Genomic DNA, 18843 nt, shown 5'->3' with positions numbered 1-18843 from the left:
CTGTCTGTCTGCGTGTTATATTGTTTGTTTAACAGAACAAAGGACGCACTTTGTTGCCGCGAAGTCAAGTGTTTTAAAGAAAAAAGGTAGCCTTTTTGCTACCGCAATCTAATACAGAAAACAACAAAAAAGACCCGGTCATAAGGCCGGGTCTCACTGGGACAATGGTTAGATTAACTCTATTTCTTTGATCATTTTATAAACTTCCTCGTAGGATTCTTCGGTACTAAACTCAATCTCCTGCTTGCCTTGACCTGCCATTGAAATGACTGCCTTTCCCGTATGAGTGTGCTTGAGAATTAATCGAATAGAGATTATGTTGATCATGACTTTTTGGTTATTGCTCCTTGTTACCTCAATGAATGTTTTCATCTGGTTATCTGCGTGTTATATCGTTTTTGATGATATAAAGGACGCACTTTGTTGCCGCGAAGTCAAGTCTTTTCAATAAAAAAAAGTAGCTTTTTTGCTACCTAATTATTTTCACAAAAGTAGCAAAAAAGTTACTTTAAAATTTGGACATAAGTAGCAAAAAGGCTACCTTTGATACGTACTAAATAAGCAACCCCGATGAAGGCAACTGACCTAATCAAACTAATCGAGGAGAAAGGCTGGTACGAAGATCGCCGGAAAGGAAGCCACCGGATTTTCAAACATCCCGACATTAAAGGTCACATTTCGATTCCAGACCACGGGAAAAAAGATTTGAAACCCGGCATCCTGAACGACCTTCTAAAACAAGCCAAATTAAAATAAGGGAAGCCCGCTCCGGCGGGCACCTTTACTCTTTGAGGTTGAGTAGGTTAAATGCTGAAAAGGATAATTTCGTAAATTTTAACTGAATCGTATTGAGCTAAAGCAATGAAACAAACAATCATTTTAGAAAAGGGTGACGGCGAACTCTGGGGCCGTCTCTCTTATGATCCCGGTGAGGACAAAGAAGGTTTTCTGCACACCACGGTTGGGGCCAACGTGGCAGAAATCACACAAAACATTCGTGATTTAATTGCGGATTCAATAGAACACGAATTGAAAGACGATCCGTACTGGGCTGGCGTCAATCCCAATGATATTGAGTTCAATTACGTCTACGATCTGACGGCGTTTTTTGAAGTATTCAACGCCGTTAAAATCAACGTGATCGCTGAGAAGGCGGGAATTAATAAAGGCTTGGCCAGACAATATGCATCTGGCGTAAAACATCCGTCTGAGCAACAGGCTAAACGGATCGAAAAAGCGGTGCACGAGTTGGCCAACGAACTCTTGCAGGTGCAAATTGCCTGATTTTACAAGACCCATTAAACGAAAAAGCCCGGTCAATTGATCGGGCTTACATTTGTCTTTTAGAACTAAAAGCACCTTTCTTGTTTGAATTTGGCACTCAAGCAACGCATATGATTGCTAATCAAAAGCTAAGCAGCCATTTTTCGCTCTGGCATTTCATCGTATGTTCGCCCGTTTAAAAAACGTCCAGCTTCTTTCTTGTTACGACCACCCCACTGTTTAAAAAAAAAGGCCACGCCAGCAGCATCGCATTGCTGTCGAATATCTTGCACCCAGTCTTCTTTTATAGGTCTTGCTTTTGGACCTGATTCACCACCAACAATAGCCCAATGAATCCCGGAAAGGTTCAAGTCAGGTATAGGACCTAATAACGGCTCTAGGGACAAGAATTTGGTCTGTGCCCCAGAATGGCGTAATCCGTCAACCCTATGAATAACGCGGCTGTCTTCAACAGAAACCCCCATCCAGATGTTTGGAGTCCAAGTTAAAAAAGGTGAATATTTTTCCAAAACCTCAGCTCGTTTAGTCAACACCTGAAAAACATGTTGTGGACAGTCATTCATTACTTTAAATACCTGCTGTATAAATTCTAGTGGAATATTGTTGTGGAAAAGGTCAGACATGGAGTTTACAAAGACCGTCTTAGGCTTTTTCCATGTATAAGGCAAATTGATCTGATCTGCGTGTAAAGCCAGTTTAAAGCCCTTTTTATACTTTTCTAGACCCATTGCTTTCAGTCGCCTAGACATGATCTCAGCGTAACAGAATTTACACCCTGCCGACAATTTATCGCAACCAGTCGTCGGGTTCCAGGTCATGTCGGTCCATTCAATCGACGATTTAGCCATAGTTATCTGATTTTTGTAATATAAATATAATATAAATGTCGAATATAATACAAAGACGCTTCCAAATCATTACTCAATAAAAATCAATGATGGTTCCATTTGCAAAGAACTTACCTTTTCTTGGTTGACCATCGGCTTTCACAGGATGAACATATACTTCTTTTTCAGCTTCCATTCTTTTCAGGCCTTCTTTCATATGTTTAGCCAAAAAAACAGTTTCCTCATTTACGTATTTCTCAATTTCATCTACAAAAACCTTTATTCTTTTATTGAAAATTTCTTTCAATTTCTTGATGAGTGGGCTCACTGGGTCACTTTTAAACAATGTTCCTTGATTGGGGTCATCCTTATCAGAAAATCTAAAACCTCCAGACTCATCAACTCCCCACATAGCTTCTTTCATTTTTACGTAACCTAGGCAATGATTACTGGCAAAAAACAAGTCATATATAGGTTGACCTTTGTCGTCCAGCATGGTAAAGGCACCAACATATCTTGCTACTTCTTTAAGTCTTTCCTCATAAAGGATTTTTAGTTGTTCAGACCGGTTTACTCCTCTTGGTAAATCGATTTTTTCAAGCCCAAAAAGTTCTTGTATATGCTGTTCAACATTAGACTGTGTCAAAAATCTATTTACGCTCTCCCTAGCAAAATATACAAATACCTCTGTTCTTGACAACGTTAAAAGGCGGCTTATAAGTGAATAAGGAACTCCACTAAAGCCGAAAGGGTCAATGAATGCGAATATTGGAGCACTTTCCAGCTTAACTTCATGAATCCGATTTAAAACAGCTTCTAGTACTATCTTAAATTCTCTGTTGTCAACTTTGATTTTAAAGTTATCGGGGTAAGTATCTGAATCAATTACAGATTTCAAATGTTCAGCCCTTTTTGGCTCACTTTCTACAAACAAAAAACTAAGTTCACCATTCAGCCTCTCTCCGTGTTGTTTTGCCACATCCAATGCCACGATTGGTGACCCTTTTTCTCCTTTTAGGTATTGTCCAGGCCCGGCAAACCCGTCGATGTAAATAACTTTAAAGTGATATTTTTTTAATATAGGAAACCAAGCTTGTAAATATTTTTGTAAAATTAAGTGTTTGGCACGGGTATGTGGTGCACACTCCCAAATAGTTCCTTTAGGTACAGCCATGAAAAAAGAGTTTAGTGAGGTAAAGTAAAAAGGCGGAGTTTAAATAAAAATACTGATGGAAAGTAACTATAAAAATATCGTAACCGTGCCTGATCTTTAGTAGTATATAAAATAATAAAGCCCGGTCGATTGGCCGGGCTTTATTATTTTATATAGACAAGGAAGTCCTGTCGGCTTTATTATCCTTATTCTACTTTGAGTGAGATACTTATAACAAAACTTTCGTCATCAATTCCTCCATATTCAATTCGATCAACAGCAATAACATCGGATATAGTATCAGAATCCGGATCAGGCTTTACTAAGTCACCTATTTTTGGTAGGTGTCCAAACTGGTTAAAATAAGCTTCAATTTGCTCAATAAACTCTGCAAACTTGAGCGATTTACCAATTTCAACCGATCCATCCATTGACCACAAATAAATTTTAGTCTTCACTTTCATTGTTTTTAAGTGGAAATAACCATAAATGTTACCTTGTAAAGGCAACTTCAGGCCATTACTACCTTCTCTGCGCCGACTTTTACCCCCTTTATCCGCAACCACTGATAAAGTGTCCGCTTAGAACCGATTCCAAGCTGTTTCATAATCAGGCTGGTCGAATTGCCATCCTTGTATAAAGTGACGGCGGCATTCGCTTTTATATCGGCCGTTTTTGAAAGTCCCGGTTTTCGGCCACCTTTAATTCCACGAAGCCGAGCCGCTTCACGACCAGCTTCGCTCCGCTCCCTGGTGAGCTCTACTTCCAACTGAGCCAAGCCCGACATAATCGTAAAATAGAATTTGCCCAGGGGTGTGGTGGTATCGATCTGCTGGGTCACACACCGAAACTCAACTTTGCGTTCCTGGAACACATTCATCAGGTGAATCAGATCAGCCGTCGAGCGGGCCAGCCGGTCGAGCTTCCATACCACGACGATATCACCTTCCCGGATTTGCTCCAGCATTTTGATCAGTTCCGGCCTGGCCAGCCTGGTACCCGATTTCTTTTCCATATAGATCCGCTCACAACCGGCGGCTTTCAAAGCGTCTTCCTGAAGGTTCAGGTTTTGATCGCGGGTCGATACTCTTCCGTAGCCAATGGTCATAAATAGGAGTTTACAAAATGGAGTATTTATGTATACCGTCCAGGCCCTGGCACACTAGGTGCATAAGAGGCATAAAAAAGGTTTACAAAACTGGTTTACTTATTCAAAGTTTACAAATTGTCGAAAGAGCTGAATTTAGTAAACCAAAATACTTCTATTGTGAAAGATTTTCCCAAGGCTGAATTTCGGAGGATAGTTTACAAAAGGAGCCAATTTTGTAAGCTGGGCCTACTTCTTCCTGGAATGAAGTGCACAGACTTGGCAGTTTAGTTAATATTCTACTATTTCTCAATATTACCGTTAACTAAGAAACACTAAGTATTTATACTTAGTGTTTCTTTTAATTATAATATTGGACGCCTTAATCGCAATTCCGCTTTTTTTCAACATTATTTATATTTTTCGACTTGTTTTTAACATAAAAATAAACTATTTCATGAATTTATTAAACAAAAAAAAGAAAAAGGGTAGCAATTTAAAAAAAACAACTGCACTTAAGAGAGCTATTAAACAATTTAGAAGGAAATTAAAACACAAAGAATACAGGCGAGAACGAAATCGCATGTGGCTAGGTATTCAAGAAGGATATAAGGCATGGAAATCCAAAATGGAATACAAATACGGTTCATACAAGCATATCACTGCCCCGGCGAACCTCTCATTCAAGCATAACCCAGAGCAATTACTGTTCTTTATCCAAAGGCTCCGCAAAGCATTCGAAAAAAGAGACAAGGTCTATGTACACTTATTCAAAGTTCAGACTTTGGATTATGACGCCATTGTAGCCCTCTTATCTATAATGGTGAGATTCAAAGCCTTACGTATAGGATTTCAAGGTGATTTACCGATTAATAGAACAGCTAAACAAATTTTGATAGATTCTGGCTTTTTTGATGGATTAAATCGAACTTTCAATGATCAAGCTCGTTATAGAATAGGTGATAAAAATCAAATTATTTGCACACATGCCTTTAAAACAGTCGATTCGAGTCAAACTGCAAAATTGATTGAACAGGCAGCTGTCTTTCTCTGGCATGAAAAACGTAGATGCACAGGCGTACAACGGGCATTGGTGGAGTTAATGCAAAATACTACAGATCATGCAGATCCAAACAAACCAGCAGATAAGCACTGGTGGTTGTCAATGTATTTAGATCAGGCAGAACATAAAGCTTGCTTTGCATTCATAGATTTTGGGGTAGGAATCTTCAAAAGCTTGGAAACTAAGCCGTTATCTGATAAATTTGCAAATTGGCAAAGTACAATGCAACGTTTTTTTAAGTTTGCAGACAATAGCGATTTGTTACGATTAATGTTAAATGGCGCTTTTCACTCCACTGTAACTGGAAAACATTATAGGGGGAAAGGGCTGCCTGGATTAAAGGAGACTATGGATCGTAACCAACTTTCTAATTTGCATGTTATCAGTAATGACGTCTACGCTGATGTAGAAAATAATGCGTATCGCATTTTAGAGAACCATTTCGATGGGACCTTCGTATGTTGGGAAGTGACAATAAATAGTGAAAATTTACCGGTATGAAACAATTAATTGTGAATATTGCAAAAGAATTTACGAAAACACCCGGCCCGCGTTATATTTGGGAAGGAGAGTTTTCTGGTGAGCTTTTTCGCCAAAAAATATTAACAGATAAATTTCATCAAGCTGTTGATCAAAATTCAACGTTAGTTGTACAATTAGACGGCACTGCTGGTTATGGTACATCATTTTTAGAAGAAGTCTTTGGAGGATTAGCTAGAGAAGAAGGAATCAAAAAAGTGCAAAAGTATTTGGAAGTAATCTCAAATGATGAGCCTTATTTAAAAGATGATATTCTTGAGTATGTCCGAGAAGCTGAAAAAAAGAAAAGCGGGGTTTATTGAAATAGGTTTAATTGCGGCATCTTTCCTGCTTGGCTTTTTCATTGCCAAGTATTTAAATTTCCCTCAATTCAGTATTGGTGAAAATATAGATTTGGGTGACATCTTCTCGGGAGCTGTCACCCTTTTTGCTGCTTATTGGGTGTCCAGAATTATTGATCGGCGAAAAGAGATAGATAATAATATAAAATCTCAGCTCGTACAAAGACTTAGCCAATTGGACACAGAAATTGATGCTTGCTTATCTGAACTGAAAAGTAACAATCAGATGGGGTACTCCAATGCTGCTGCATACTTTAAACGGATGAGAATGACAGCTAATTTAGTTAATGAATTATGTAAAGAAGTTGAAATGGGAGTGATGACGATTGGTGACAATCTTAATGGTGAATTAGGTGATGCCTTAGAATTATTTACTAATACTCCAGTTGCAACAGAGGAACAGGAATTGCAAAACACTCCTTTACGTGTTCGAGAAGGGTTTATAAAAATGCGAGATGATAGAATCACAAGTATTGAAAATAGCTTTAATAAAATTAAAAATAGTACTTTGAAATTCCAGATAGCGATATTGCAAGCTTAGGTAGTGTTTAAGTTTGAATTTATCTGACTTTGAAAATACTTGACCGGTTAATCAGTGACTTTCGATCTTTGCCATATGCCAAAGATAAGTAAACTTATAAAGGCAGTTGACGAAACGTTTAAAGGTCAAGTAGACTTTACCCAGCTTGTAAAGATATACAGTACTAAGGGCGGGGAAGGCAACGAAAAACGGTGTAGTTCACCGGCATACGTCGGAGCTACCAAAACGGATATTGACCGTTGCTCTGACGCAGATCATATCTCTACCTCGTATGTGGAACACCAAAATCTGACCATGGGGATGCACATGCGTCGGTTTACACGTTAAACTGATACTTTCTTAAAAAAGGGTGAGAACCACTGCCATGGGATTGCGCTACACTTTGTCTAATTCAACTTCTGCCAAATCCGCTTCCATTGCGGAAGCAAACCGCAATGGAAGCGGATTTGGCGAAGAAACCAATTACTGTTCATCAAATTGTAGAACTGACTGATTAGGTGAATTTTAGAAAACTACCATGATAAAATTGGGGATGGCACCAAAAGTGCTTGAGATTTAATCCAAATTTTAGCACTTTGTGCCTGAAAAGTGCTAACTTTACACTTTATTTTTCTATACAAACCCTTTATAGAATGGGACATAACGAAGAGTTCTTAGCTCCTAGACTAGAAGGTAGAAGATTTGATGACCATACTCTACCCCTAAACCTTTTAGAGGATTTTACGGCTTTAGGAGAATTAATTTTTGAAGTAGCTAAAAAGATATATTTAGAAGAAAATAAAGATAGAAAACGAGTTCCTAAAGGCTTTACCGACAATTTTAGCTTAAAGCTTTCAAAGCTTGATGAGGGTAGCACTATACCCAAAATTCTTCTTGTTTCTAGTGTTGCAACAGCCAGCTTGTTCCAAAACTCCCCCACTCAATCTGTCAGATATTTAGAAAGGGCTAGGGATCGTGTTATAGAAGTTATAAGCAATGCTCATGAAGGCCAAAATTATAGCAATTTATTAGACCAGAAACACCTAAATTATTTCAATAAAATTGGCAAAAATCTTCAAGAAGGTGAATCCATTTATTTTGATAGCAAGGCTGTTCTAAACAAAGGTGTTAGAAAAAGGCTTCTACTTTCGAGGAATGAAAGACTTGAGTATTCTGAAAACATTTCAGCAATTGCTTCCATTAGCGGTATAAATAAAGCAACAAAAACTTTTACCTTAGTTTTTGATGGAAATAGTATAGAATATAATACGAGTATAGCAAGTGATTTTTATGATATAATTCTTCAAGGCTTTAATGAATATGAGAAAAATACCCGAGTTTCAATTAAAGCAACTGGCATATATAGTGCACAAGACCGGTTAATAAAGATTGAGTTAATAGAATCAATGGATATTTTAGATCCATTCGATGTAGATGTTAGACTTAATCACATATCCAAATTAGGAGAAAATTGGTTTAATGGATATGGGAAGGCCCCTAACACCGATTCTTTACTTATATTTGGCGAGTATTTCAATTCATATTATAATCGAAACTTAAAGATGCCAGCTATCTTTCCGACAGTGGAAGGTAATATTCAATTAGAATGGGATTCTGAAAGAGCCAGTATAATACTAGAAGTTGATCTTGCCAATCTTAACGCTGACTTCTTATTTTCTAACAAGTTTGACAATACTTTTGAAGAATCAGTGATTTCATTAAAGAATGAAAAAGAATGGCAATATTTAAGCGATAAGGTTAAAATGCTGTACAATGAACAATAATACTCACCTACATAGGCAAGTGCATCCTTCATGGGTACAAAATGAAGTTGTTTCGATTCAAGCATTTACTGAAGAGCCTCGATCACTGGCTGTTTCGTCTTTAGCTTTCACACCATCTCTTAAAGACGAAAAGAAATTGTCTCTATACAATGGAGATGTTTTTACGGCAGAAGAATCACATAAACATTTTACTAAAGACAGCCGCTACGAATCTTGTGGTGTACTGTCAGTTACTAAAGGGGAATGTGATAAAATTGGGCAACTAATGGTTGAAGAAGACAATGTCCCTTTTGATGGACATTGTTCCATTGATTTCTCCCAAGTAACTTCTAAAGGACAAATTAAGGATAAAGGCAGAAAACTTAGAGATGAAGCTGTAAAACGTAATTGGACCTTTCGAAAAAACCAATAAGTACTATAAAAAGCCCCTTAACCGGGGCTTTCTCCAAAGAAGGAAACTGAATTCGTCATTTTACAGTTGCCCCCCTGCGCTTTTTCATGGCCAAAACGGACCAACAATTGCTTGGCCAATTCCCGATCGTCAATAGGATAGCGTCGATTTAGCCCACACGCCGTCAAACTCGGTCTGCACCAAAAGCTCATACACTTCTTCGACCGTATTGTAGTCGATACAAACTAGCCCTGGGCTTATTCCTGCTCCAGATCAATCACTTTCGCAAAGTTGCCATTTCAGTGGGGAATAAAAATGGATTTAAAGACCTTGAAAAGCAGTATAGAATAGCCGATTGCGACCAGTATAAGCAATAGTCGGACAAGCCACTTAGACCAGCTAAAGGCGAAAAGTTTTCGTTTCGACATGGGGGGGGGGGCGTTGGGTGATTATTCTACGATTCGTTCGTCAGAGCGCCACCATTGCTCCATTTTGGGACTCATACCGATCAGCAGTATGAAGAACAGCAGGCAAAGACCGGTGAAGAAATTAATGACGCCACGCATATACGTTCTGGGGGATTTCGTTGGTGAGACACTGATCCAGGGTGGCCAGAAATGCCTGGCCATAAATCGTTAATTCCACGTGCTGCATTTCCTGGTGCAATACCCGACCGACCGAGAGCGGCACCGGGAGCGAATACCGCTGCCGACTGTTGCGCATCTGCCAGGCAGCCAGTTTGTCCAGGAGCCGGGCCTTGTGCCAGTACTCGACCAGCACCTGATCGTAAATACTGCGACTCATCGGTTCGAGCATCAGCAGGAGCTTCAACCGGGCCGTCAGAAATTCCATCAGGCCCCGGAATTCGTTGGGATAGAGCTTGAGCCGCAGCATCTCAGTGGTGGTCTATAAAAGTGCCGTTCGACCAGGTGGCCACCCAGGCCCCACCCTGCTCTTTATCGAAAAACCGGATTTCATGGATCGGTACTTTGCCCCGGTAATTGTTCACCACTTTATTCAAAAAAGCCCGGATGTTGGTCATTCGCTGGCCTTCCGTGCGCCACTTGAAGACACCCGCCGTTTGGTTGACCGAGCCATCGGCGTGGCGAATCCAGGCTTTGAGCCGAAAACTCTCATACTGCTGTTGGGATACTGGCATTGCTATCTTTGGTTTAGAGGTTGCTTCGGAAAGGGTGTGGCACTCGGTCGGCCCGGCAGGGCTGCGGCCACGGCGGAATCGAACCGGTCGACCAGGCCCGGGTCGGATAATTTACTGAGCCGGTTGCGCCAGTAGTGGTAGAGCTCGATGCGGCCCATCTGACGGCCGTCTTTCAGGCCCCGGGGCGCTCGTTCGTGAATGAAACTAAACAGGGCTTTTTCCAGAATCCGGTCTTTATCAAGCCGTTGCTGCTTCAAAATATCGTCCTGGAGCCATTCGTAAGTGAACCAGAAGGAACCTTTCTGGTTGTTTTTTTTCTGCTCCTGGTAATACGGGAGCGAGAAATACAGCTTCGGAGGCAGGAAGCTCGTCCACCGGTGCCGCCGGGCGTGAGCTGTGGCTTTTTCAATTTGCTTGAGCCGCATCAGGTACAGCTCGGTGGCCGCATTTTCGGCGGGTTCGCTGGCAAAACTGCCGAAGACATCCCGCCAGATGATGTTGAGAATCTGGCCGGTGTGCCGGTCGCCGATCAGATCGTCGGGCCAGAGCTGCGGCTGAACGATGTCCCAGAAAGCCACCACCAATTCTTTATAAAAATCTCTCAGTGAAGGCTTTGCGGGTAACGGAGCTGCGGCCGGCTGCGGGGGTCTTATGCCCTCAGTTTCTCCGGCCGCCTGCTGTCCCGCCTTATCGTCAAGCCCTAAGCGGCTTTTTAGCCGTTTTCCGGCCTTGTTTTGTTCAGTGGGGTTGTGACCCGAATTTTCGCCGGGCCGCGCCCCCCCGCCATTTTCTGACGTTTCTGACGCATCGCCGGTAGGGTGCGCGTCCCGCCTTTCTGACGTATCTGCCGTATCTAAAGTGTTTAAAACAGCCCGTTGAAATGGGGGAAGCAACTCCGCCAGCTTTGGCACCCCCGGTTTTTCCCCAATTTCAACACCGCATTTAGAACTGTTATGACTTTCTGATGTATCATAAGAGCTTTTAAGGGGTAAACTTTGCCGCCTATCCGGGTGGAAGGGCGGGGGAAGTTGGGCCGACAAATCACAAATGACGGGTTCCTCATAACAATCACCCAGGATAAACCAGGGGTTTATCCACAATTCAAAATCGTGCTGGCGACCGTGCCAAATCTTGGCCACCAGCCCCGCGTCGGCCAGCAAACCGAGGTGGTTATAGATCGTTTTGCGGCAACATTTGGTGAGCTCGGCCAGGCGCTTGCGGCTGCTGTAATAGCTGGGCAGGATGTCGCTATCGGGAAATTCGGGCAGATAGCTGGCTTCCCGGAACCGCTTGATATACTGCACCACAACGGCTTCAAACGTCAGCAGCGACCCCAGTCGAATGTGGTGCCGAAGCTTGGTTTGCTTCGCGTTATGGGCCTGCACGTGCTGGTGCAGGCGGGTAAATACGTCTTTTTCGATAATCCGAACGTTACTCATGGGGTGTACTTCTGTCAAAGACTGGCCCGTTTTCGGGGTCAGAATGCGTTCTGAAATATGCTCCGGGTGCCGGGTTCGGACCGACTGCACTCTAAAAGGCTCCGAAGCAAAAGAACCACCGGGGGAATCGAACCCGCCTGAACCGGGGTGGTTGGTGAGAATACCGGTCGGCAGGTGCCAACCGGTATTGCTGTTGATGAATTCCTAAACCCTTAACCTAATTCTGGATTCCCGAATCCATTGTGGCGGGGGTCGGACTCGAACCGACGACCTCAAGGTTATGAGCCTTGCGAGCTACCAACTGCTCTACCCCGCGATTTTTAGTATGCTGGCCTGAATCTGGTCTGGCCAGCATAACAGCAGTCTACCTCTGTTACTATCACTTATCGTCTGCCCTGGCTCCTTCCGGCACGACCTTCCGGAACGCCAGCACCAGTAAATCCATGGTTCGGCCCAGGTCGTCGATCTCCCGGCTCAAGCGGGGGTCCGACAGTTTGAGCCGCATCTGTTCGGCCTCGCGCTTCTGTTTCAGTTTGCGGGCCTGGTCGTAGAGCTGCCGGAAGGTGGGACTGGTCTCAAACATCTTCCGGAAGAAAACTTTCAGCGGTTACGCCCAGGTGATCCATCACTTCGCCCATAGCCTCGTATTTGTTGGCATGAACCCCCAACATCACCGCCGGGTCTTCGTCCGGAAAAATCCTTTTTCGGGTGATGAACCCCTGCCAACCGCCATTCCAACGCTGACCGACGACGGCCAACAGCCTGACGTCCATGTCGCCCAGTAGGGTGATGCTCAACTGAACCAGCATCCAGACCGGCCCGTCGATCGTGTCAGTTTCCTGATACCAGACGTTCATCGGGTCTCGATTTTACGGGCCGTATGTTCCACAAAACGGCCACCATCAGGAACAGAAAGAAAAGAACCGAAACACCCGCCAACACGAGCCAAAACGGCAAAGGGTAGCACCAAAGCTGTAAAGTGTTCATAGGGCGTTTGTTGCCGGGTTTGTATTGTGCAGAGCGGGGAGTTAAGTTTGTAAGTGCAAACTAATATCCACTTAAACTCCCCCACTCCGCAATGGGAAAAATCACTTACAATTGTCGCACTGGTGTTGGCCTTGATGAAAAAGCCCGTACGATACGTGACTTTGCATATATCCCTAAATTGAAGGGCATGCATTGCCCGAAATGCCCGAATAAAGACACCGTTATTCGGTTTGTTCAACACCAGGCTTATCCAGGTTCTGGCAGTGTAGACCCAGTGATTGAGGCTTGCTGTCCGGAATTTCGCCAGCGAATAGATGAGAAGCTCCGGTCCTAATCCAATTCAACAAGGGCTCTATATCGCCCAAATCACGCCTGTACCACTCGGCCTGAATGGGCAACACAACGTCCAGCAGCCGGGTGGAATCGGGCGTCCGGGTAGTGACCATTTCATCAAAAATGTAGTTGCCTTTTATCAGTTCAACCAGGTGATCTACATCGGTAAACGTCTGTAGATAAAGCAGACTTTTTTCACCAAACCGCTCGCTGAATGAGAAATTGATGGTCTGAATCCGCAAATCAATTTTTAGAAAAAACTGACCCTCGTACTTGACCTCTAAATCAGCGAGAATATGCGTTGATTCTTGTTTTGGATCGATTTTAAAGCCAAGCTGAGTAAGCCGCTCCTGAATAATTCCCTTGCTCATACCTTTTCCGCCAGTTGCGGCTCGTTGTAAAATGCCCAGTAATAGGTGATCTGGTCGAGCAAAAATTGGTACTGATCAGGCGTCGGCTGGGCCTTCTTCAAAATCAACTCATTAAACGCGTTCGACGTGGGCGTATAATGAAATTGTAGATTGAACTTCTTCACCAACTCCCCTTTCGCTTTTTTCGGAATGGAGCCGTCTTCCCACTTTTCAATCAGCGTTTCGTCCAGGAATCTCATTGCCTACCGGTTTTGCCTTCCAACTTTTTATTTGACCGTTTACGAAGAATTCACACAATTTTTGGTGATTATTAACCAAATCGTAGTAAGTTCGTAATGAATTCGCAGGCAATTATACACCAATATTGGTGAATAAAAAACTAATTATGGTGTAAATTTTTTTTACTATTCATATATCATTGATATTCAATATATTACAAAGAAGTGAGGACACTAATTACAGTACAACATTTTTTCTCTTTCAACCAGAAAATACACCATTCTATGAAATCAAAATCAACAGCAGCTCTTCTAGCATTCTTTCTTGGCGGCTTGGGAATACATAAATTCTACTTACGCCAAACTGGGTGGGGAGTTGCTTATCTACTGTTTTGCTGAACATTTATTCCAGCAGTAATTGCACTTATTGAGTGTATAATATTGATTTCAATGAGCGAAGAATCTTTCAACAATAAATACAATGCGGGCAGACAAGGTTATGAAAAGATTTCTAATGTAGAGAAGCTTGAAAAATTGGCTGCATTGCGTCAAAACAATATGATTACTGACCAAGAGTACGAGCAGCAAAAAGAACAGTTGTTGAGAAAAATGTAAAATCTTAAATCATGGATACAACAATTCACGAACGACTCAGTAAACTGATTAAGGAGTTCAATATGAACACCAGCAGCTTTGCAAAAGCTATCGAAAAAAGTTACAACGCAATTGAAAGCATTGTAAAAGGGAAAACCAGACCAAGCTACGATGTCCTTGAGGCAATCTTCAAGAAGTTCCCAGATATAAACCCAACTTGGTTAATGAATGGGGAAGGTGAGATGCTCAGAGGGAACCAAAAAGAGTCCGCAAAGGCAGACGGCTACCTTCAGGAACACTTAATCTTATTGGAGCAAAACTTTTCAAAGCTGCTTGAACAGCTGAAAGTCAAAGATCAGCAGATTGCCGGATTGCAACGCACAGTCGACGCTCTCGTGGGAAAGTCTGAAGACGTAACTGTGGACCGGTCTTTAACCATCGAACACCCTGCCACGAAAATCATTCGTTTAGGTTACGCCCAACCGGCGTAATCTATTTTTTTGGCATTGCCGAGGTTACAGATACGGTTACGTCTACTAAACGCTTCAGAAGCAAGAAGCGTAATCGGTTTAAATTCAAATAATTACCTACTGAAAATATAGGGAGCGTTCCAATCCCGCTCTCTCTGCGAAAAATAACCCACTCACAATGAGCGGGTTATTTTATTTTATAAGGTTCCGTTTCTACGCCGGATTGACTTACTACCGGCACGTCTAAGTGAAATCGGTAATCCGGTTCATTTATTCCCAAAATTGACAGGATCATTCCCAAATCAGACAGCTTCGATAAAGAGGGACTCGTACTTTTAACCTATACATTAGGTTAATGAATTGGAAAGTCATTGTCTGGTTAGGCAGTGACTTTTTTGTTGATATAATCATTCCGTATTTACGACCCACAAAATCCGTTCAATACCGCACAAAAGGTGTGATCCCGCACCGGAATATCTGTTCAGAATTTCAGCAATTTATTGTAGTTTAACCACTTACTATCTGGTATGATTTTCGTTAAAATTAGATTTATCAAGGCCAGTTTCATTCAAACCTCTACCCTCTTATGAATTGTTTACGGACAGTACTTGCGCTATTACTCATTTGCTCCGGTTCGTTGCAAGCGCAAAAAACCACCTCGTATTTGAATCAGAATCTGCCGGGCCGGATACCCAGCGTATTTGCCCCTGACCTGGTTTCATTGAAAGATCATTACGAATATGGGTCGGTTTTTTCGAGCGACGGTACGGAATTTTATTACGCAGTTATCATCAATAAAAAACCCCAGATTCGGTGCATACGGTTTGAAAACAAGGCCTGGACCGCGCCCAAAACCGTCATTGGCAGTGATCGATACGAGTACAATGATCCATTTTTATCGCCGGATGGAAATCGTTTGTATTTTATTTCGGATCGGGCGGTCGATGGGCAGGGCCAGAAGAAGGATTTTGACATCTGGTATCTTGAGCGAAAAAAAGACGGTTGGTCGACTGTGCCGATTAATGCCGGAACCGCCATCAACACCAGCAAGAATGAGTATTACATGTCCATCACGAAAGCGGGTACGATGTATTTTTCGTCGAATGGCGGCACCGATGCCTCAACGGATAAGAATTATGATATCCGGTTTTCCCGGTCTGTAATGGGGAAATTCCAGGCTTCCCAGCCTCTACCTCCTGCTGTCAACACAACCCATTACGAAGCCGATGTTTTCGTGTCACCGGATGAACAATTCGTCATTTTCTGCGCCGAGCGCCCGGACGGGTTTGGCAAAGGCGATTTATACATCAGCTTCAAGAACAACACCGGCGAGTGGCAACAAGCAAAAAACATGGGTTCTGCGATCAATACCGGTGCCTACGAGTTTTGTCCTTTCCTGACCAATGATGGAAAATACCTGTTCTTTTCCCGGGACGGTGATATTTTTTGGGTGGAAACAGCGGTAATCGACGGATTGAAGGATGCGCGTTGACTCTTCGGTTAAGATAAAATTCACTCGACAGCCAGAATAAAAATAGATTGATTCAGGATAGTCGAGAACACAAAGAATCCGCTCGACAGCGGTGTTCAAAGCGTAAAAGCGGGGATCTTTACCGTTTGCTAAATACAAGGCGTAATCCTTTAAAAAGTTTTTGTACGTTTAGTCATGATCATCAATCGGTCAAGCAATACGAAGTACAAACCCGACATTATTTTTTTGTTACCCGTTTAAACTACGGTGATTTAAAGTTATAATGTGATTCCGGTTCATTACAGATACCCTACTGTTAACCATTTTATTTACGTGTACCGTTAAACCGTTCGTTTCTTTTAAAAAAAGCTACCATTACTCAACGTTATTATTTTCTCCATTCTATTTCAGTACTGTATTCCTGACCAGGCACGTTCAAACCGGGCTATTCTCCATCGGTATGGAACCCCGTTGGTGAACCGTATCTTTCTTTTTCCAACGCACCGTAACCATGCAAGTCCTCAAACAAAACAGCAAAGGAGCCGACGTTAAAAAATGGCAATTATTCCTGATCGGGCAGGGTTTTGAACTCGGTGTGGCCGATGGCAAGTTTGGCCTGCGGACGCACGAAGCGACGGTTGCTTTTCAGAAGAAAAATAACCTGCTGGACGATGGCGTTGTCGGCAACAAAACCGTCGGCGTTGCCATGCAACTGGGCTTCCCGGTTTTGACCAACCCCGACCCGGCCAAAGAAGGACCCAACTGGCCTCAGAAACCCGATTTCGCCCCACTTGCTGGCCTAACCGCCCGTCAGGCACTGTTCGGAAAGTTTAAATTCGCGGCTGCCCCCATTCCCGGAAATCCGGAAAACATCAAGATCCTGGACGACTGGGAATCCAAAAACATCGTCAAAGTAACCATACCGCAACTGATCGGAAAAACCGGTGCTCCGGCCAATGGCACCATTCGATTTCACCATCTGGCTACTCCCCAACTGGTGTCTATGTGGGCCGAGTGGGAGAACGAGGGCTTGATCGATCTGGTGTTGAGCTACGCCGGATCGTTCGTACCCCGGTTTGTCCGGGGCAGCCGCACCGAGTTGAGCAACCACGCTTTCGGTACGGCTTTCGATATCAATGTACCCCAGAACATGCTGTCGACGATGCCCGCTCTCGTCGGAAAAAAAGGGAGTCTGCGCGAACTGGTCCCGATTGCCAACAAACACGGTTTTTACTGGGGTGGTCACTTTACCCGGCTCGACGGCATGCACTTTGAAATAGCCAGGCTGATGTAAAGACTCCTCCCAGACTTTATTTCCGGTAATCCAGTGGTGGTTTCCGATCACCGGCCAGCGATTTGTAGACGAACCCTTCGCCCCGCGCTTTGTTCAATTCAACTTTGGCCTGCTCGATGACGGCCGGTTGCTGAAAAAGATCGATGGCCGTCAGCGAAATGGTTTTGGCCGCCACCAGCATGCCTTTAAAACCGATCGACATGCCATCGCAAGCTACGGCCTGCCAGCTATGCGCCGGAACGCCCGGCACCCAGGTGGCCGCCGACAGCCCGACCGTTGGCAACACCCAACTGACATCTCCGACATCCGTGGACGCCGAACCCACACCGTTCAGGGCATACGGCTGAATGTCGGAAGCGCGACTTAAGGGCGGCAGACTTTCCGAATTAACGGTTTTACGGATTTTGTTGGCGAATTCCGTTTCGGCGGGCGTATACTTGTTGCCCCCTACCTGCTCCAGATTTTTTTGCATGAGCTTCGCCAGGGTTTCATTCGGCAGCAGGTTATAGAGCCCCGCCATCACTTCGTGGGTCATCGTCGTTTCGGTGCCGAGCGCAGCCGCCTGAGCGGTTTTCATCAACCGCGCCCACACTTCTTCCAGGCCTTTTGCCGACGGATGGCGAATGGTGTATTCCACCTCGGCGTAGTCGGGAACGATGTTGGACGTCAGACCGCCCTTCTTGATAACATAGTGAATCCGGGTGCTGGACGTCACGTGTTCACGCATCATGTTGACCATGTAGTTCATCGCTTCGACGGCATCGAGGGCCGACCGGCCTTTTTCGGGAGCGGCTGCAGCATGGGCGGCCAATCCGTTGAACTGAAAGGTAGCAACGCGGTAGGCCAGCGAGGACGACGGACTCGCGCTGTTGTTATCGCCCGGATGCCAGTGCAGCACCGCATCGACTTTATCGAAAAGACCCGCCTTGACCAGATACGTTTTACCACCACCCGCGCCTTCTTCGGCCGGAGTGCCTACCAACTGAATCGTGCCAGATTTACCGGACTGCTGCAGGTAGTTTTTGGCCGCTATGGCCGCAGCGACCGAACCCACTCCGAACAGATTATGCCCACAGGCGTGACCATAGGCATTCGGTACGAGCGGTTTGCGCACCGGCACGGAATCCTGCGACAAACCGGGCAGGGCATCCATTTCAGCCAGAATACTGATCACCGGTGCGCCTTTCCCGAAACTGGCCACGAAGGCCGTAGGCATATCCGCCACGCCCGTCGTGATGCTGAAACCCTGATCCTGTAATTCTTTCTGGAGCAGTTTGCTGGTTTCGTTTTCCAGATAACCAGGCTCAGCCAGTTTCCAGATTCGCTGCGCGAGAGCCGAATAATGGGAATATTGTTTGTCTAATTGAGAAATAGCCGCTGTTTTTTCTTTTTGAGCGCGCGCGGATTGACCCAACAATACTACTACCAACAGCATAAATGCTGACTTTATCTGGAACATAAATAGAAATTTTAGGTGTAAAATTTGGAAATATTGCTAAAACTCAAAATTATCAATT

The 18843-nt window shown here is 43.9% G+C and carries 25 protein-coding genes and 1 tRNA gene; 12 read left to right on the top strand and 14 right to left on the bottom strand.

Annotation, left to right across the window (positions count from 1 at the left end; genetic code table 11):
- Positions 1 to 168: 168 nt before the first annotated feature.
- Positions 169 to 372, bottom strand: coding sequence for a hypothetical protein (locus ACS5NO_RS12690; RefSeq protein ID WP_439415490.1), 204 nt, complete (start codon positions 370 to 372; stop codon positions 169 to 171).
- A gap of 198 nt (positions 373 to 570) precedes the next feature.
- Here ACS5NO_RS12690 and ACS5NO_RS12685 point away from each other — a divergent pair, with 198 nt between their 5' ends.
- Together ACS5NO_RS12685 and ACS5NO_RS12680 are read left to right on the top strand one after the other, a co-directional pair.
- Positions 571 to 756 carry a type II toxin-antitoxin system HicA family toxin gene (locus ACS5NO_RS12685; RefSeq protein ID WP_439415489.1) on the top strand — a complete coding sequence of 62 codons (186 nt, stop codon included), beginning with the start codon at positions 571 to 573 and terminating at the stop codon, positions 754 to 756.
- Between the two features lie 105 nt (positions 757 to 861).
- Positions 862 to 1284, top strand: a complete 423-nt coding sequence (locus tag ACS5NO_RS12680) for a hypothetical protein (RefSeq protein WP_439415488.1) — start codon at positions 862 to 864, stop codon at positions 1282 to 1284.
- A gap of 128 nt (positions 1285 to 1412) precedes the next feature.
- Here ACS5NO_RS12680 and ACS5NO_RS12675 read toward each other — a convergent pair whose 3' ends face one another.
- From ACS5NO_RS12675 to ACS5NO_RS12660, 4 genes are all read right to left on the bottom strand, one after another.
- Positions 1413 to 2132: a DUF5131 family protein gene (locus ACS5NO_RS12675; RefSeq protein WP_439415487.1), complete on the bottom strand. Its 720-nt coding sequence runs from the start codon at positions 2130 to 2132 to the stop codon at positions 1413 to 1415.
- A 73-nt stretch (positions 2133 to 2205) separates the two neighbouring features.
- Positions 2206 to 3285: a three-Cys-motif partner protein TcmP gene (locus ACS5NO_RS12670; protein ID WP_439415486.1), complete on the bottom strand. Its 1080-nt coding sequence runs from the start codon at positions 3283 to 3285 to the stop codon at positions 2206 to 2208.
- A gap of 185 nt (positions 3286 to 3470) precedes the next feature.
- Complete coding sequence (locus ACS5NO_RS12665; RefSeq protein WP_439415485.1) at positions 3471 to 3728, bottom strand: hypothetical protein; 258 nt, start codon at positions 3726 to 3728, stop codon at positions 3471 to 3473.
- 47 nt (positions 3729 to 3775) lie between these two features.
- The gene (locus ACS5NO_RS12660; protein ID WP_439415484.1) at positions 3776 to 4372 is read right to left on the bottom strand and encodes a recombinase family protein; all 597 of its coding nucleotides are present in this window, start codon (positions 4370 to 4372) and stop codon (positions 3776 to 3778) included.
- A gap of 436 nt (positions 4373 to 4808) precedes the next feature.
- On the opposite strand from ACS5NO_RS12660, the gene ACS5NO_RS12655 reads away from it, so the two are divergent.
- From ACS5NO_RS12655 to ACS5NO_RS12635, 5 genes are all read left to right on the top strand, one after another.
- On the top strand, positions 4809 to 5915 hold the full coding sequence (locus ACS5NO_RS12655; RefSeq protein WP_439415483.1) for a hypothetical protein: 1107 nt from the start codon (positions 4809 to 4811) through the stop codon (positions 5913 to 5915).
- Positions 5912 to 6256 carry an STAS-like domain-containing protein gene (locus tag ACS5NO_RS12650; protein ID WP_439415482.1) on the top strand — a complete coding sequence of 115 codons (345 nt, stop codon included), beginning with the start codon at positions 5912 to 5914 and terminating at the stop codon, positions 6254 to 6256. Before ACS5NO_RS12655 ends, ACS5NO_RS12650 begins: the two co-directional genes overlap by 4 nt.
- The gene (locus ACS5NO_RS12645) at positions 6216 to 6836 is read left to right on the top strand and encodes a hypothetical protein (RefSeq protein ID WP_439415481.1); all 621 of its coding nucleotides are present in this window, start codon (positions 6216 to 6218) and stop codon (positions 6834 to 6836) included. Before ACS5NO_RS12650 ends, ACS5NO_RS12645 begins: the two co-directional genes overlap by 41 nt.
- A 632-nt stretch (positions 6837 to 7468) precedes the next feature.
- Positions 7469 to 8599 carry a hypothetical protein gene (locus tag ACS5NO_RS12640; protein ID WP_439415480.1) on the top strand — a complete coding sequence of 377 codons (1131 nt, stop codon included), beginning with the start codon at positions 7469 to 7471 and terminating at the stop codon, positions 8597 to 8599.
- The gene (locus ACS5NO_RS12635) at positions 8589 to 9011 is read left to right on the top strand and encodes a hypothetical protein (protein ID WP_439415479.1); all 423 of its coding nucleotides are present in this window, start codon (positions 8589 to 8591) and stop codon (positions 9009 to 9011) included. Before ACS5NO_RS12640 ends, ACS5NO_RS12635 begins: the two co-directional genes overlap by 11 nt.
- A 528-nt stretch (positions 9012 to 9539) precedes the next feature.
- Here ACS5NO_RS12635 and ACS5NO_RS12630 read toward each other — a convergent pair.
- The 8 genes from ACS5NO_RS12630 to ACS5NO_RS12595 form a co-directional block, all read right to left on the bottom strand.
- Positions 9540 to 9884, bottom strand: coding sequence for a hypothetical protein (locus ACS5NO_RS12630; RefSeq protein ID WP_439415478.1), 345 nt, complete (start codon positions 9882 to 9884; stop codon positions 9540 to 9542).
- A gap of 1 nt (position 9885) precedes the next feature.
- Positions 9886 to 10149, bottom strand: a complete 264-nt coding sequence (locus ACS5NO_RS12625) for a hypothetical protein (RefSeq protein ID WP_439415477.1) — start codon at positions 10147 to 10149, stop codon at positions 9886 to 9888.
- A 2-nt stretch (positions 10150 to 10151) separates the two neighbouring features.
- Positions 10152 to 11606: a hypothetical protein gene (locus ACS5NO_RS12620; protein WP_439415476.1), complete on the bottom strand. Its 1455-nt coding sequence runs from the start codon at positions 11604 to 11606 to the stop codon at positions 10152 to 10154.
- A 225-nt stretch (positions 11607 to 11831) separates the two neighbouring features.
- A tRNA-Met gene (locus ACS5NO_RS12615) sits at positions 11832 to 11904 on the bottom strand.
- Positions 11905 to 11967: 63 nt separating this feature from the next.
- Positions 11968 to 12171, bottom strand: coding sequence for a hypothetical protein (locus tag ACS5NO_RS12610; protein WP_439415475.1), 204 nt, complete (start codon positions 12169 to 12171; stop codon positions 11968 to 11970).
- Positions 12164 to 12445: a hypothetical protein gene (locus ACS5NO_RS12605; protein WP_439415474.1), complete on the bottom strand. Its 282-nt coding sequence runs from the start codon at positions 12443 to 12445 to the stop codon at positions 12164 to 12166. The genes ACS5NO_RS12610 and ACS5NO_RS12605 overlap by 8 nt, the downstream gene beginning before the upstream one ends.
- A 351-nt stretch (positions 12446 to 12796) precedes the next feature.
- Complete coding sequence (locus tag ACS5NO_RS12600) at positions 12797 to 13279, bottom strand: hypothetical protein (protein ID WP_439415473.1); 483 nt, start codon at positions 13277 to 13279, stop codon at positions 12797 to 12799.
- On the bottom strand, positions 13276 to 13518 hold the full coding sequence (locus ACS5NO_RS12595) for a hypothetical protein (RefSeq protein ID WP_439415472.1): 243 nt from the start codon (positions 13516 to 13518) through the stop codon (positions 13276 to 13278). The genes ACS5NO_RS12600 and ACS5NO_RS12595 overlap by 4 nt, the downstream gene beginning before the upstream one ends.
- Before the next feature lie 264 nt (positions 13519 to 13782).
- On the opposite strand from ACS5NO_RS12595, the gene ACS5NO_RS12590 reads away from it, so the two are divergent.
- From ACS5NO_RS12590 to ACS5NO_RS12570, 5 genes are all read left to right on the top strand, one after another.
- Positions 13783 to 13896: a TM2 domain-containing protein gene (locus tag ACS5NO_RS12590; protein ID WP_439415471.1), complete on the top strand. Its 114-nt coding sequence runs from the start codon at positions 13783 to 13785 to the stop codon at positions 13894 to 13896.
- A gap of 51 nt (positions 13897 to 13947) precedes the next feature.
- Positions 13948 to 14112, top strand: a complete 165-nt coding sequence (locus tag ACS5NO_RS12585; protein ID WP_439415470.1) for an SHOCT domain-containing protein — start codon at positions 13948 to 13950, stop codon at positions 14110 to 14112.
- Positions 14113 to 14123: 11 nt separating this feature from the next.
- Positions 14124 to 14582, top strand: coding sequence for a helix-turn-helix transcriptional regulator (locus ACS5NO_RS12580; protein WP_439415469.1), 459 nt, complete (start codon positions 14124 to 14126; stop codon positions 14580 to 14582).
- A 643-nt stretch (positions 14583 to 15225) separates the two neighbouring features.
- Complete coding sequence (locus ACS5NO_RS12575; protein ID WP_439415468.1) at positions 15226 to 16053, top strand: hypothetical protein; 828 nt, start codon at positions 15226 to 15228, stop codon at positions 16051 to 16053.
- Positions 16054 to 16543: 490 nt separating this feature from the next.
- On the top strand, positions 16544 to 17326 hold the full coding sequence (locus ACS5NO_RS12570; protein WP_439415467.1) for a M15 family metallopeptidase: 783 nt from the start codon (positions 16544 to 16546) through the stop codon (positions 17324 to 17326).
- A gap of 16 nt (positions 17327 to 17342) precedes the next feature.
- Here ACS5NO_RS12570 and ACS5NO_RS12565 read toward each other — a convergent pair whose 3' ends face one another.
- Positions 17343 to 18761: an amidohydrolase gene (locus ACS5NO_RS12565; protein ID WP_439415466.1), complete on the bottom strand. Its 1419-nt coding sequence runs from the start codon at positions 18759 to 18761 to the stop codon at positions 17343 to 17345.
- Between the last annotated feature and the right edge of the window lie 82 nt (positions 18762 to 18843).

This window comes from Larkinella fluvii, assembly GCF_051857545.1.
Lineage (GTDB): Bacteria > Bacteroidota > Bacteroidia > Cytophagales > Spirosomataceae > Larkinella.
The sequence above is the reverse complement of the archived record's forward strand: the minus strand, read 5'-3'. Positions and strand labels throughout refer to the sequence as shown.